This is a genomic window from Sedimentibacter sp., assembly GCF_033447055.1.
Classification (GTDB): domain Bacteria; phylum Bacillota; class Clostridia; order Tissierellales; family Sedimentibacteraceae; genus Sedimentibacter.
The window spans coordinates 1-15,532 of sequence record NZ_JAWQJF010000126.1; the positions used below are offsets into that span (position 1 = coordinate 1).

Consider the following 15,532-nt stretch of genomic DNA (forward strand, 5'->3'; position numbering starts at 1 on the left):
GATTATCCATAAATTCTATATCTTCTGTATTGTTTACTTCTTCAATAATTACTTGTTCCGCAACATCGGCTGGCGGAGTATCTAAATCTGAATGTTCAGCACCTGATTGTGGAACTGCTTCAACATTATTATCCATATGGTCTATACCTTGTCCTTCTGTTACTGTTTGCTCATTGTCCATTAATGATATTGTTTCTTCATTAAGAGCATCATCTTCAGCCATAGATGCTGAAACATCATCTATTTCTTGTTTTTCAATATTATTTGAAGAAACTGAATATTCCATATTATCTAATATGTATATTTCTTCAGGTTTTTCTTTAGTGTTAATACTTATATTATTATAAGTTACATTTATTTTAGAAATTTTAGAATAATTTGGTTTCAAATATACCCCTCCTCGCTATATATTCTATGTAGAGTAAAAAAAACTGCTACATAGTCAAGAATATAAATATTCTTTATATTTATATGTTAAAATCAGTTCAAAGTAAGAATAATAATGAAATTTGATGAATATAAATAGTAATATGAAAATAATAGTATAGGAGTTAGTTATATGGATATAATCGACAATGAAAAACCATATGAAGAAAAGGATTCAATACCCATTCGACAAAATAATGTTATAGATGAAATAAGAAAGTTAGAGCAGCAGGTGAAAGATTCCAACAGTCAGACTTTTAAGAAATCAACCTATTGGAATCAACTAAATAAGCCAGTAAATAATGAAAAAAGCGAGAATTTACTAAAAGAAATAGTTGACTACCTGGCAAGAATAGAAGCTAAATTAACAAATATCGAAATCTTACTGAAAAAAAATGAAATATAAAATCAATAAAAATTCAACAATAAAACGAGAGTGTGAAATAATCTCTGTAAAATAGCATTCTATGATAAATTTTTTATGGCAAGTATGCTTATATGACAAGCATACTTGCTTACTAACAGTATAGAATATGATTTATTACATGTCAATATCACCCTAATAAATGGGTGTTTTTTTTATTTAATCAATAGTAAACTTAGGCTATTTCAATCTTCCTTCATACATGATTGAAAGTTCACCATAAACTTTTCCCCAGTTTCTTAGAGGCATTGTCCATTTTTTCGTAGCTTCAAAAGTAGCTAAATATAATGCTTTAAGTAAAGCTGTATCATTTGGAAATACGCTTCTCTGGCGGTTTAATCTGCGGTATGTGCTGTTTAAACTTTCTATAGCATTTGTAGTATATATGATTTTTCTAACATCTGTAGAGAATTTGAAAATTGGGCTAATTACATCCCAATTTGTTGACCAACTTCTCATAGCATTAGGATAAATTTTTTCCCACTTTTCAGTGATTTCTTCCATTCGATTATGTGCTAAAGTTTCACTTGGAGCTTGATAAATAGTTTTAAGATCAGCTGCAAATTTTTTCTTATCTTTATCTGCCACATATTTTAATGTGTTTCTAACCTGGTGAACTATGCAACGTTGGTATTCAGTATTTGGATATGCAACATTTACAGCTTCCTTCATTCCACTAAGTCCGTCTGCACAAAGGATTAAAATATCATTTACTCCACGATTTTTAAGTTCATTTAGAACTCCCAACCAATATTTACTGCTTTCATTTTGTCCTATTTGAAGGCTTATTACTTCTTTATGACCTTCATCATTAATTCCTAAAATTACATATGCAGCAAGCTTTTTTACTACATTATTTTCACGTACTGAAAAATGAACTGCATCAATGAATACAATCGGATAAACGTTTGAAAGAGGACGTTGCTGCCAATCTTCAATTTCAGGGAGAAATTTATTTGTCACATCAGACACTAATCCTTCGCTTACTTCAAAACCGTAAATATCCTCAATTTGCTCTGAAATCTGTCTTGTAGAAAGTCCTTTGGCATACATAGCAATTATTTTTTCTTCAATTTGAGAAATATCTTTCTGACGTTTTTTTACTATTTGTGGTTCGAAAGACGACTCTCTATCCTGGGGTACATCAATTTCCATTTCTCCATACTTACTTCTGATTGTTTTTGATTTTCGTCCATTACGTGCATTACTGTTTTCTGAACGTTCATATGGTTCATATCCAAGATGGTTGTCCATTTCTGCCTCAAGCATACTTTGCACTGTTCCGCCTAAAAGATCTTTAAGAGCATCTTGAATGTCTTCTGCAGATTTAATGTCATATTCATTTATTAAAGCTGCTATGATATTTTGTTTTCCCTCTGATAAATTTGTTCTTCTCTTTGCCATAAAAATAGCCTCCTATGATTTTTTATTTTACCATAGAAGGCTATTAGTTCAAATTAAATTTACAGACTTTTCTTCACAGTCTCAATAAAACACTACTTTTTAAAATGTTTCCTAAAAAATAGTGTTTTTTTAACTTTCATTCTTTAATAAAAAAAATCAATCTATTGAATTCTTCACTATACGTCCTATTATCTGCAAGTTTATGAACTTCTGATATATATTCATCAGTCCTGGATTTAATAGCATAACCTATTGATATATATATAATAACATACTCTATTTTTGTTTTCGATACTGCTTGTTTTATTCGGCTCCTTGTTTTATCAGTTGTTTCCACATCTGTTTGTGAAAGAAAATTACAATTCATCTCCGCCAACTCGACATATAATATCATCCTCTCGGCATATTTCTTTCAAAATATAAGAAACAGCTATTAATTGATATTTTATATATTAATGCTTGTATAAATGATTCTTACTTTTTAGTAGAAACTATACCCATCTCTATTGATATTATTAAGAAGTTGCTCCAAAACACAAAACATCAATCTCATCTTATATAATCTTTCTATATTTATTGAAAACATAAACAATATCTGGATAACAACATGTGCCTTTTGGATTATTTACCGCGCAATTACTATTTTTCATTGCACCGGTTACTTTTATTACACTCTCAACTGTAGTTGCACCGTTTTCGATTGCCTGAATAATATCTTGTTCTGAAACATGGTTACAGTAGCAAACATATTCACCGATTACTACATTATTAACTTCCTCACTACAACAGCTACATTTATTTTCGTCCATATTGTCCTCCAATTTTATAATATTTCTATTCTATTTCAAAAATAGTTATTATTCTTTTACACTTAAAAATCATAACTAAAATCATATGAATATTTAATTTTTTACTATGTCATCTATATTTTCGCCCTTTTTTTGGGGTGAAAAATCGATGTTTTTTGTCCGTTTTTTTGCTCGATTTTTGCTCTCAAACCACAACATATTGTGGTCAAAACCTATTTTTCACCCTTAAAACCACAATACGTCATCAGAATTATCGTTTCTACGTGCGGTGTCATTGGAAACATGTCTACACACTGGACTTTTTCAACTTTGTAGCCATTATCCAGAAAATATGGCAAGTCATTTTCCAGGGATGTGGGCTTACATGAAATGTAAATGAATGTCTCAGGTTTGTAGTCTATTATTTTTTGAATTGCTTTTGGATGTATTCCTTCTCTTGGGGGGTCAAGAACTATTATGTCCGGTTTATCCTCCAATTCATCTATTTTATTGAGAACATCTCCTGCAATAAATGTACAGTTGTCAAGATTGTTCAGTTTTGCATTTTCATTGGCTTTTTTTACAGCTTCTTCAACTATTTCAATGCCGATTACTTTTTTTGCTGATGGCGACAATATTTGTCCTATGGTTCCTGTTCCTGAATACAAGTCAAATATTACTTTATCTTTTGTTGTTCCTATAAAATCTCTAACTATTGAATATAATTTTTCTGCACCAAGTGAATTTGTTTGGAAAAATGAAAATGAAGAAATATTAAAATAAAGTCCCAGAAGTTCTTCTGTAATTTTATCTTCTCCGTAAAGAATTTTCATATCATCTGCTCTTGCAACATCGGCTACTCCGTCAAATACGGAATGAGCAATACATTTCACTTCGCCTTTTAATTTTAAATTTAATATTAAGTCCACAAATTCTTTTTCATTTAATGTGCTTTGGCTTGTTGTAATCAAATTAATTAAAATTTGTCCCGTTTTTTCTGTCTTTCTCACTAATAAATACCTTAAAAAACCAATTTTAGTTGTTTTATGGTAATAAGTTTGACTATTTCCTTGGAAATAATCCAGTATTTGACATAAAATCTGTCGAAAATCTTCATTGACAATTAAGCACCCTTTTGTGTTTACAATGCTATGAAAGCTGTTTCTTCTGTGCATTCCCAAAGACAACGGTCCGTCTTTTATTTCATCTCCAAAAGAAAACTCCATTTTATTTCTGTATTCAGTCATTTTAGGGCTTGGAACTATGGGAAGGAATTCATAAGGTTCAGTCAACACACCATCTATAATTGACTTAACTTGGCTTGATTTAAATTCAAGTTGTTTTTCGTAAGGAACATTTTGATAAGCACATCCTCCGCACAAATTAAAGTGTTCACACAATGGCTGTTGTTCATAATCAGCATGTTTAATAACTTCAATTAATTTTGCTTCAGCGCTGTCTTTTCTGGAGCGGCTTACTTTTGCTTTCACTTTTTGTCCCGGAATAGTATTTTTTATTTTTATGTTTTTGCCTTCAAAATTCGCTTTTCCTATATTAGGAAATTTTATATCATTTATTGTTACTTCAATTATATCGTTTTTTTTCATTTGTACTCCTGTTCATAAAATTAATTGTTGATAATAGACGGAACGACACGAAGGTCTTTCCGTGGCAACTATAAAACTATACTTTTTTGCGTGTCATTCTGAGACGTAGCCGAAGAATCTCATATTTTCAATAAAGATTAGATCCTTCGCTATCGCTCAGGATGACATAAATATACTTTTTTAGCAGTCTTCGTTTCCCAACCTTATATTTCCACCTCTGCCGGTGCTTGTGTAACATCTTCTATCATTAGAGAATCATCGGCCCCTGTATCATTAGCTAACTTTTCAATAGTCATTTTTACATATTTTGCATATCCTGTTGCTGCTATGCTTCCATCTTCCAGCAATATTTCTCCTGTTCCTTCAAAAATCAATCTTGTATTGCGTGTAATTCTTGCAACAGCTTTAACAGGATTATCTAGTGGAACAGGCTTCTTATATTTTATTGTAAGCTCAACTGTTACTCCCCATGCATCAGGTTCATCAATCATTATAGCTCTTCCAATCACTTCATCAAGTATGGCCGAATTAACACCACCGTGCATTCTGTCAGGATAACTTTGATGTATCTGCATTGGAGTCGAAATTGACATGAGTTCGCCATTTTCAAGTTCATAAAATTTGCTTCTCAATGATCCTTGATTTTCAGTACCGCAAACAAAACAATCTTTGCTCACCAGTTGTTTTTTGTTAACTTTATATTTCATCATATTCCCTCTATTCTTTTAAATCCGACTTTAATTTCTGTTATAATATTAATATAATACAATAATAGTGAATTTTAGTCAATTATTGCTATACATAAAAACGACTCCACCCTTTTTGGTTTTGTCGTTAATGTTGTGTTTATATTTCTAAAAGTTTTTTAGTCATTACTTTCATAACTCATGAGACATTTCAGTAATATGTGGGTGGACCCATTATTATTATATCGCTATCAAGGGGTTTTGCACCTTTTCAAATAATTTTCATTTTCATCTGCAAACAAGCAGCTTAAGTAATCTTCAACTTCAATTGCATTTTCCATATCTAAAGTGTTTGTTGCAACTTGTTCCATTTCTTTTTTATTCAAGCCTCTTATTATATATCTTGATTTTAAAATTGATGGTGCATTCATGCTGAATTCATCCAACCCCATTCCAAGAAGAACAGGAATAAGTTTTGGATCTCCTGAAGCCTCACCGCACATACCTACCCAGATGCCTGCTTTGTGAGCATTTTCTATAACATTTTTTATTAAACGAAGCAACGCAGGATGATACTGGCTGTACAAATGAGATAATTTTGAATTCATTCTGTCAACAGCTAACGTATATTGTATCAAATCATTTGTGCCAATACTGAAAAAGTCCACTTCTTTAGCTAAAAGGTCTGAAATAATTGCAGCTGATGGAATTTCTATCATAATTCCTATTTCTATGTTTTCTTTATATGGTATTCCTTTTTTCCTAAGCTCTTTCTTAGCTTCCTCTAAAATCTTCTTTGAATCTTTTAATTCCTTCATTGTAGATATCATAGGAAACATAATTTTTACATTTCCATAAATACTTGCTCTTAATATGGCTCTGAGCTGAGTTCTGAAAACTTCAACATTCCCGAGACAAAGCCTGATTGCCCGGTAACCCAAAAATGGATTCATCTCTTTTGGTATATCAATATATGGTACGTCTTTGTCTCCACCTATATCCAATGTCCTTATAATAACAGGCTTGTTTCCCATCTTAACAAGGACTTCCTTGTATTCCTCAAACTGTTCGTCCTCTGTTGGCTGAAGTTCCCTGTTCATAAAAATAAATTCACTTCTAAATAAGCCGATTCCTTCAGCATCGTTTTCTAAAACACTATCAACATCACGCGGTGTTCCAATATTTGCTGACAATGATATTACAAATCCATCCTTTGAAACTGTTGGAAGATTTATCTGTTTTTTTAACTCACTTTCGATTTCTTCTTCTTTAGATTTCTTTTGAATATAATATTTTAATTGTTTTTCATTCGGATTTATTAGGACTTTCCCTGATTTTCCATCACATATAACCAAATCATTTTTTTTAATTTTACAGGTTATATTTTCAAGCCCTACAACTGTCGGTATTCCCATAATTCTGGCAATAATAGCAGCATGAGATGTCTTTCCTCCCATTTCTGTTATCATTGCAGAAACTCTTCTTTTATCAATTTGAGCTGTGTCTGAAGGTGTTAAATCCTTCGCTATTATTATAGAGTTTTCTTCAATATGGGAATAATCTGTAATTTTAATACCCAAAAGTATTTTTATAACCCTTGTCATTACATCTCTGATATCTTCTGCTCTTTCTCTAAGATATTCATCTTCTATATTCTCAAACATCTTAATATAAGCATTTGAAATTTCATTTAAAGCGTATTCTGCATTGATGTTTTCTTTTCTTATTTTGATTTCAACTTCCGATATAAATGTATCATCTTCTAACATCATTTCGTGAGACTTAAAAATTTGTGCTTCTTTCTCGCCAACTTCTTCCAGCGTTTTTAAATATAATTCATTTAATTCACTTTTACCAACTTCCATAGCATTTATAAGCCTGCTTACTTCCGTATCTGTATCAATAACATGAATTTTTTCTATATTCATTGATTTTTTATCAATTAAAAAAGCCTTCCCTATTCCAATGCCTGGTGAGACACCTAAACCTTTCATAAACTCACTACCTTTCAGCTGCATAAAATAAATTGCAGAAAGATACTCTGCACCCAATTTATATAATTATATTACGCAAAGCAATTCATTGTCAATAAATAATATTGAAATTTCAACACATTTTGTGGTAATGTTTTCATCGTTGAAAAAGCTATATACTTATCCCAAACTCCACAGCATAGCTAAAATTGTATTTATTTTATTTAAATTTTAATATATAATAAACAGTATAAAAATTAAGAAAATAATTCTTTTTAGGAGATTGACTGTGGAAAAACTGCAGATTAAAAATGTAACGTTCAATGAAGGTGCTCCGAAAATTTGTATACCATTAACAGGTGTTAATGAAAGACAAATTTTAAATGAAATTGATAACTTGAAAACAGTAGATTACGATTTGGCAGAATTAAGAATAGATTTTTTTGAAAATGTAAATGATTCTTCTAAGGTGAAAAATCTTCTGGAAAACATAAGAAAAATTTATTACAAGCCTCTTTTATTTACATTCAGAACAAAAAAAGAAGGCGGAACATGTGACATTTCTGAAGATAACTACTTTAGACTTAATTATAATGCTATTGAAAGCAGATTAATTGACCTCGTAGACATTGAACTTTTCAGCAATGACGAGAAAATAAAAAAAATTATAAAATTTGCAAAAAAACATCAAGTTAAAGTAATTATGTCAAATCATGATTTTTTTAAGACACCGCCGAAAGAAGAAATAATTGGAAGATTGGTTAAAATGCAGGAATATGGAGCAGACATTGCAAAGATAGCAGTAATGCCAAATTCTGAGGAAGATGTGCTTACACTTCTTTCTGCTACATTGGAAATAAAAAAAAGAAAAAAACCATGTATAACAATGTCAATGGGATCTCTTGGAGTTATAACAAGATTGACCGGTGAATTGTTCGGCTCATGCATGACATTTGCTACAGTAAAAAATCTATCTGCACCGGGACAGGTAAATGCTAAAAACACTAGAGATATTTTAAATTTGTTTCATAACAGTTGATTTCTTAAAACAGTCAACAGTAATAGCAAATACATTAGCATAAATTTCTAAAAAAATGTGGTATAACTTATAATTATACCACATTTTACATTTCAATTACCTTACAAAATACTACATCAAATCAAAGATTTGCATCATCAAAGCATGAGATCCTTCACTTCGTTCAGGATAAGCGACTGACACCAAATCGAAGATTTGCATCATCTGCTTATTTTTTCCAGTTTCATTCCTGTATCAATACCATTTAAATTATGAACTTCCATAGTATCATCTGATTTTTCTACTGAATCAGCCAGTGTCTCGCTCTTAATAAAGTCTTCATACTCTTTAACAGCTCTGTCAATTTCTTCTGAACCGTTGTAGAATATGTTTATTCTGTCCATCATTTCATATCCGTTGTTCTTCCTCATCTGTTGAACCTTTGATATAAATTCACGAGCATAACCTTCATTTATTAATTCCTCTGTTAATTTTGTGTCTATGATTGTAAACAAGTTGTTAGCTGTTGAAACATCATATCCTTCTTTAGCAGATATACGAATATCTAAAATTTCCTCATCAAGTTCTACTGTTTCCCCATTCACTGTCAGTCCATACTTTTGTCCTGACTGAACTTTAGATATTATTTCCAAAGAATCAGCTTTAGCTAATACGCCTGCAAATGCTTTAACATTGCCTCCAAGCTTAGGACCTGCAACCTTGAAGTTCGGCTTTAATGAGAAATCCATGAATTCATTTAAGTCATGTTCAAATACTACTTCCTTAACATTTAATTCTTCCTTAATAAGGGGAACTAAGTCAAATATTAAATCATGGTACTTGCCGTCAATATGAATTCTTCTTATTGGCTGTCTAACTTTAATTTTTGCATTTTCTCTTGAAGCTCTTCCTAATTTCACAAGATCTTTTACAAGGTCCATTCTCTTTTCAACATTTTCATCTATTAAATCTTCATTAGCTTCCGGATAGTAGCTTAAATGTACTGATGTTTCATTTGTGAGATTTCTGTATAATTCTTCTGATAAATAAGGTGCAAATGGTGCAGTAAGCTGTGCTATGCCAACCAATATTTCATAAGTTGTATTGTATACAGCCTTCTTATCTTCAGTAAGTTCAGTAACCCAGAATCTTCTTCTTGAACGTCTGATGTACCAGTTTGACAAATCTTCATTTACAAATTCCTGAATTGCTCTAACTGTCTTGTTGTGGTCGTATACAGCCATGCTTTCACGAACAAATTTAACAAGATTGTTGTACTTTGAGATTATCCATCTGTCCAGCTCAGGTCTGTCTTTGTATTCAACAAAGAATTCCTTTGGATTGATTGAATCTGTATTTGCATACAAAGCAAAGAAAGTATATACATTCTTAATTGTTCCAAAGAACTTGCTCAGCACTTCCTTGAGGCCATCTTCGTCAAACTTAGTTGGAGACCATGCAGGTGATACAAACAACAAATACCATCTCAAAGCATCTGCACCGTATCTGTCGAACAAATCAAACGGGTCAACTGTATTCCCTCTTGATTTTGACATCTTCTTTCCGAATTTATCAAGAACCAAATCATTTACCAATACTCTCTTGTATGGTGATTTGCCCATTACATATGTTGATATTGCAATTAATGAATAAAACCATCCCCTTGTCTGATCTATTCCTTCACAAATGAAGTCTGCCGGGAATAATTCTTTGAAGTTTTCCTTGTTTTCAAAAGGATAGTGCCATTGTGAGTAAGGCATTGCTCCTGAGTCAAACCAGCAGTCGATAACATCTTTAACCCTTGTCATATGCTTGCCGCATTTAGGGCATACAATATGAACATCGTCAACGTATGGTCTGTGAAGATCAATGCTTTCATCAATTTCTTCAATAGCCTTCTCAACTAATTCTTTTCTTGAGCCTATGCTTTCAACATGACCGCATTCACATCTCCAAAGAGGAAGCGGAGTTCCCCAATAACGGCTTCTTGATATTGCCCAGTCATTTAAATTTTCAAGCCAGTTACCAAAACGTTTCTCACCAACAAAATCCGGATACCATTCAACTGAATTGTTGTTTTCTATAAGTTGATCTTTAAGCTTTGTCATCTGAATGTACCAGCTTGGTCTAGCGTAATACAAAAGAGGTGTATGGCATCTCCAGCAGTGAGGATAGTTGTGAAGAACCGGTTCTTTCCTGAACAGTTTTCCATTTTCTTTAAGCCAAGCCAAAATTGGTGCATCTGCATCCATTACAAACATATCTGCCCAAGGAGTTCCTCTGAATTTTCCGGAATCATCAACAGGATTTACAACAGGCAAATTATATCTTGCTCCAGTATTGTAGTCGTCTTCTCCAAAAGCAGGTGCTGTATGAACTATACCTGTACCATCTTCTGTTGTTACATAATCTGCACATGTAACGAAGAATGCTTTTTTGTCAACTTTAACATAAGGCATCAGTTGTTCATATTCCATGAACTCCATGTCCTTACCTTTCATTTCTTCAAGTACTTCATACTCATCTTTAATAACTTTATCTACTAAAGGCTTTGAAATATAATACACTTCACCTTTGGCATCTTCTTTATCAGCTATTTTTATTTTTAAATAATCAACTTCAGGATGAACAGTCAATGCAACATTGGATAAAAGAGTCCAAGGTGTTGTTGTCCATGCAAGGAAATATTCATCTACACCTTTTTTCTTAAATTTAGCATATGCAGTAACTGTTTTTATTTCTTCATATCCTTGTGCAACTTCGTGAGATGCAAGACCTGTTCCGCATCTTGGGCAATATGGAAGTATTTTGTGCCCTTCATACATGAGACCGTCTTTGAACATATTGTCAAGTATCCACCACTCTGATTCAATATAATCATTGTTCAATGTGATGTATGGATCGTCAAGGTCTATGAGGTAAGCCATACGCTCTGTCATCTGTCTCCACAATCCTTCATAAGTGAATACAGATTCACGGCACTTTTCATTGAACTTATCAATGCCGTAATTTTCAATATCTGTTTTGTCATTAAGCCCTAACTGTTTCTCAACTTCTATTTCAACAGGAAGTCCGTGGGTGTCCCATCCTGCTTTTCTGTTTACCTGGTAACCTTCCATTGTTTTGAATCTGCATACTGAATCTTTTAATGTTCTTGCTATAACGTGATGAATACCCGGTCTGCCATTGGCTGTTGGCGGTCCTTCATAAAATATAAACGGCTCTTTTTCCTTACGAGTTTCAACACTTTGTTTTAAAAGGTCAATTTCTTTCCAATATTGTGATATCTCATGTTCATTAGTTTTGTAATCTGCTTTTGATATATCTTTGAATAATTTCATTTTTCCCTCCTGTGTAATTTTTATAATGCAGTGTGATTGGTGTATAACATGAAAAATAAAGTCCCATGTCAAAAGACATGGGACGAAATCCGCGGTACCACCCAAATTACATATAAATACTTTAAATATATGTATCTCGAAAATTTAACGCATTCATACGTAATTTCTTACTGGTACTTCAGAAATTAAACTCATGGATGATATTCACTGCATTCGAATTTATAATCTCCCACCATTTGATTATTTCTCTTTAAATTCTACTGAAGCTACTGTTCCAATCACTGTCATTATATTATTATATTCTGTATCATGATATATTAAATTGAAATTAAAGTCAAGGAATAAATTGAATTTCTTCACATTTTTTCACATTCCATAAATTTTGTATACATCATCAGTATAATTGCCTTCATCATCGTAAATATATAAGGGCTTGTCAAATTTGAGTTCTGGATTTCCATGTTTAGAAGCACGTATAAGCACCATGTTTGGCTTATCATGAACATGTGCATAAACAAAGCGAATTTGCTTTGGCTCAAGCCTGTATTTTCTTAATAAGCAAATTATATCTGCTAATCGGTCAGGGCGGTGAACCATGTAAAAACGTCCATATTGTTTAAGTAATAATGCTGCAGTGCTTATGACATCCTCAAGTGAACATTTTATTTCGTGCCTTGATATTGCTTTTTTATCCTCCGGATTTATTATTCCACTGTTGTTAAGCTTGTACGGAGGATTTGAAATTACTGCATCAAATGAATTTGGCTCTAAAAATTCCGAAGCATTTTTCAAATCAGCATTCAATATTTCTATTTTATCTTGAAGTTTATTGAGTTCTACGCTTCGTTTGGCCATTTCCGCCACTTCTTCCTGAATTTCTATACCATAAGCTTTAGAATAATTTCTTTTACCGCTTAACAGTATAGGAATGATACCTGTTCCTGTACCCAAATCCACAACTTTAGAATTATTTTTTATATCGCAGTAATTAGTTAGAAGAACTGCATCCATTCCAAAACAAAACCATTTTTTATTTTGAATGATTCTTAATCCTTTGCACTGCAAATCTTCTACTTTTTCATTTTCTTTCAATGTTATATCCATAAATAATACCTTTCTGTTTTTATAAAACAATGACAGCATTAATTAATAAGTCTGCAATTTTTAAATTTTATTGAAATATTTTTCTGAAAATTAATAATATTATTATTTATGTGTTTTCAACCTTTAGAATCAAACATTCGTGTCTGTAATAAGTTGTTGAAATTATATCATTATTCAATTGCACATTTATGTTTAACACATCTTCCTTTAAATGTCAATAGATGATACAAAACCAACACAATAGCCTGATTAACACAAAAAACAACACAATTGTGCAAATAAGCAAAATATTTATACTTAATTATTATACATTGTAAAAAACATTAAATAATGATATTATTAATATAAATTATAAATATAAATTTGAAGGTGAATTATGAATCCAAATAAAATAAGGCTTAGAGAAATGCAGAAAAAAAAGTGGTGGAACTACGCAATGCTAGCAGCCGGAATATTCTTATTTACACATGCATGCTCAATTTTAAGCACAAATATTCAATTTGCAGCGCCTGTATTAATTTTTAGTTTGTTTATGCACAGCAGCAGCATGAAAGATTTAGGTCAAAGACTTTTGAAAACAGAGCCTGTAAAAATTTCAAACATTGCTATGCTTTTATCACTTGTTATTATAGCTGTTATTTGTTATTTTAGTAAATTAAGTTTACTTAATATTTTTATGTTAAATCTGGCTGCAATTGCAATATATATTATTCTATCAGCCATATGTTTTAAATTATTTAACAAAAATTAAATTTGATAGGGAGAATCATATTATATGATTAAAAGATTTGTTTCGTATTACAAACCAGTTAAAAAAATATTCATCATTGATATGATTTGTGCATTTGTCATTGCAGTGTGTGATTTGTTTTATCCAATAATTACAAGAAATATTATAAATATTTATGTGCCCGAACAACAACTTAATTTAATGATTACATGGCTTGTTGCATTAGGATTAATATATGTGTTAAAGGTTGGTCTTAATTATTACATAACATACTATGGTCACATAATGGGAGTAATAATGCAGGCAAATATGAGAAAGGATATATTTGAACATTTGCAGGATCTTCCGTTTGTGTTCTTTGATGAAAATAAAACAGGTACACTTTCATCCAGAATAATAAATGACCTAATGGATATTTCAGAATTGGCGCATCATGGACCTGAAGATTTATTCATTTCTGTAGTAATGTTAATTGGTTCTTTCACTATTTTAAGTATAATAAACTTACCTCTTGCATTGATCGTTTTTTCAGTCATACCATTTTTAATTTTTATAGCTATGAAGCTTAGAATAAGAATGGCAGACACATTTATGGAAACAAGAGTAACCATAGGTGAAGTAAATGCCACAATTGAAAACAGCATTTCTGGAATCAGAGTTTCTAAAGCATTCAGCAACAAGGAAAACGAAATAGAAAAATTCGAAAAGAATAACAGTAAATTTCAAGCAGCCCGAGCGAAAGCCTATAAAGTAATGGCTGAATTTCACGTAGGTTCTTCATTTATAATAGACTTTTTGAATATTCTTGTGCTAAGTGCAGGAGCTATATTTTTCTTTAAAGGATGGATAAACTTTGGAGATTTTGCTGCGTTTTTATTATATATCAGCAATTTCTTAAATCCAATAAGAAAGCTCATCAACTTTGTAGAACAATATCAGTCTGGTATATCAGGTTTTAAGAGATTTATTGAAGTAATGGACAAAGATGTTGAAATTGATGAACCTGACGCAAAGAATGTTGATGCTGTAAAGGGAGACATAAAGTTTGACAATGTAACCTTTTCTTATGATAATCACAAGGAAGTTTTGAAAGATATTTCATTTAATATAGAAGCAGGCAAGACTGTAGCATTTGTTGGACCATCCGGAGGCGGTAAAACAACTCTTTGTCATTTGATACCTCGCTTTTATGAAACAGAAGAAGGTAGTATTTCAATAGACAATATGGATATAAAAACTTTTACACGTAAATCACTCAGGAAAAATATCGGAATTGTTCAACAGGATGTTTTCCTCTTTACGGGAACAATATACGACAACATACAATGCGGAAGATTTGATGCTACAAAAGAAGAAATACAGCAAGCTGCAAAAATGGCTAACATTCATGATTTTATAATGACACTTCCCGATGGCTACGACACTTATATTGGCGAAAGAGGGGTTAAGTTATCCGGTGGTCAAAAACAAAGAATTTCTATAGCGAGAGTATTTTTGAAAAATCCGCCAATATTAATATTGGATGAAGCAACTTCAGCGCTTGATAATGCCACTGAAATGTTGATTCAAAATTCTCTGGAAGAATTATCAAAAGGCAGAACTACCGTTATTGTAGCTCACAGATTATCTACAATTAAAAATGCAGATGAAATAATAGTTATCACTGACAATGGAATCAAAGAAAAAGGAAGACATGATGAATTAATTGTAGCAAACGGTATATATGCTGAATTATATAATTCTCAATTTAAAAATTTAGCTTAATTGAGAATAAGCTTTATAAAAATATGCATCCCGTTGAAGCATACAGTGTAAGAATAAATTGTGCCGATAAAATTTTTTCTTTTACACCTCGTATTTTGAGATTAAGCAATTTCTTTAATAATAATCTTGATATTGTTAAAGCAACATATTATAATAAACTACTAAATATTAGATAGTGTAAAGTAGCTTATGAAAAACAAGGTCAAAAAAATTAGGTATATATGAACCTAGAAAATCGCAAAAATATAGTTCAAGGATAATCGTCGC

13 protein-coding genes and 1 other annotated feature are annotated in these 15,532 nt (G+C 31.6%); of the genes, 4 read left to right on the forward strand and 9 right to left on the reverse strand.

What is annotated here, in order from left to right; genetic code table 11:
• Nucleotides 1-388, reverse strand: a 388-nt coding sequence (locus SA378_RS08585; RefSeq protein WP_318525574.1) for a hypothetical protein, incomplete at its 3' end; no start/stop codon positions are given.
• Nucleotides 389-559: 171 nt separating this feature from the next.
• Here SA378_RS08585 and SA378_RS08590 point away from each other — a divergent pair.
• Nucleotides 560-832 carry a hypothetical protein gene (locus SA378_RS08590; protein ID WP_318525575.1) on the forward strand — a complete coding sequence of 91 codons (273 nt, stop codon included), beginning with the start codon at nucleotides 560-562 and terminating at the stop codon, nucleotides 830-832.
• Nucleotides 833-1,030: 198 nt separating this feature from the next.
• Here the strand turns inward: SA378_RS08590 and SA378_RS08595 are convergent, their stop codons facing one another.
• The 6 genes from SA378_RS08595 to ptsP form a co-directional block, all read right to left on the reverse strand.
• Nucleotides 1,031-2,254, reverse strand: coding sequence for an IS256 family transposase (locus tag SA378_RS08595; RefSeq protein WP_318525576.1), 1,224 nt, complete (start codon nucleotides 2,252-2,254; stop codon nucleotides 1,031-1,033).
• Nucleotides 2,255-2,390: 136 nt separating this feature from the next.
• The gene (locus SA378_RS08600) at nucleotides 2,391-2,621 is read right to left on the reverse strand and encodes a hypothetical protein (protein WP_318525577.1); all 231 of its coding nucleotides are present in this window, start codon (nucleotides 2,619-2,621) and stop codon (nucleotides 2,391-2,393) included.
• 187 nt (nucleotides 2,622-2,808) lie between these two features.
• Complete coding sequence (locus SA378_RS08605) at nucleotides 2,809-3,063, reverse strand: (2Fe-2S)-binding protein (RefSeq protein WP_318525578.1); 255 nt, start codon at nucleotides 3,061-3,063, stop codon at nucleotides 2,809-2,811.
• A 212-nt stretch (nucleotides 3,064-3,275) separates the two neighbouring features.
• A complete protein-coding gene (rlmD, locus tag SA378_RS08610) occupies nucleotides 3,276-4,649 on the reverse strand; it encodes a 23S rRNA (uracil(1939)-C(5))-methyltransferase RlmD (RefSeq protein ID WP_318525579.1) in 1,374 nt (457 codons plus the stop codon).
• A 203-nt stretch (nucleotides 4,650-4,852) separates the two neighbouring features.
• Nucleotides 4,853-5,356, reverse strand: coding sequence for a PaaI family thioesterase (locus SA378_RS08615; protein WP_318525580.1), 504 nt, complete (start codon nucleotides 5,354-5,356; stop codon nucleotides 4,853-4,855).
• Between the two features lie 230 nt (nucleotides 5,357-5,586).
• The gene (ptsP, locus tag SA378_RS08620) at nucleotides 5,587-7,329 is read right to left on the reverse strand and encodes a phosphoenolpyruvate--protein phosphotransferase (protein ID WP_318525581.1); all 1,743 of its coding nucleotides are present in this window, start codon (nucleotides 7,327-7,329) and stop codon (nucleotides 5,587-5,589) included.
• Between the two features lie 268 nt (nucleotides 7,330-7,597).
• Here ptsP and aroD point away from each other — a divergent pair, with 268 nt between their 5' ends.
• On the forward strand, nucleotides 7,598-8,347 hold the full coding sequence (aroD, locus tag SA378_RS08625; protein ID WP_318525582.1) for a type I 3-dehydroquinate dehydratase: 750 nt from the start codon (nucleotides 7,598-7,600) through the stop codon (nucleotides 8,345-8,347).
• Nucleotides 8,348-8,547: 200 nt separating this feature from the next.
• Here the strand turns inward: aroD and ileS are convergent, their stop codons facing one another.
• Nucleotides 8,548-11,667 (reverse strand): isoleucine--tRNA ligase, encoded by a 3,120-nt coding sequence (gene ileS, locus SA378_RS08630; protein ID WP_318525583.1) that lies wholly within the window; start codon nucleotides 11,665-11,667, stop codon nucleotides 8,548-8,550.
• A gap of 75 nt (nucleotides 11,668-11,742) precedes the next feature.
• Nucleotides 11,743-11,958: a binding site (T-box leader), on the reverse strand.
• 75 nt (nucleotides 11,959-12,033) lie between these two features.
• Nucleotides 12,034-12,771 (reverse strand): tRNA1(Val) (adenine(37)-N6)-methyltransferase, encoded by a 738-nt coding sequence (locus tag SA378_RS08635; RefSeq protein WP_318525584.1) that lies wholly within the window; start codon nucleotides 12,769-12,771, stop codon nucleotides 12,034-12,036.
• 376 nt (nucleotides 12,772-13,147) lie between these two features.
• On the opposite strand from SA378_RS08635, the gene SA378_RS08640 reads away from it, so the two are divergent.
• Nucleotides 13,148-13,522: a hypothetical protein gene (locus tag SA378_RS08640; protein ID WP_318525585.1), complete on the forward strand. Its 375-nt coding sequence runs from the start codon at nucleotides 13,148-13,150 to the stop codon at nucleotides 13,520-13,522.
• A gap of 24 nt (nucleotides 13,523-13,546) precedes the next feature.
• Nucleotides 13,547-15,265, forward strand: a complete 1,719-nt coding sequence (locus tag SA378_RS08645; protein ID WP_318525586.1) for an ABC transporter ATP-binding protein — start codon at nucleotides 13,547-13,549, stop codon at nucleotides 15,263-15,265.
• Nucleotides 15,266-15,532: the final 267 nt, after the last annotated feature.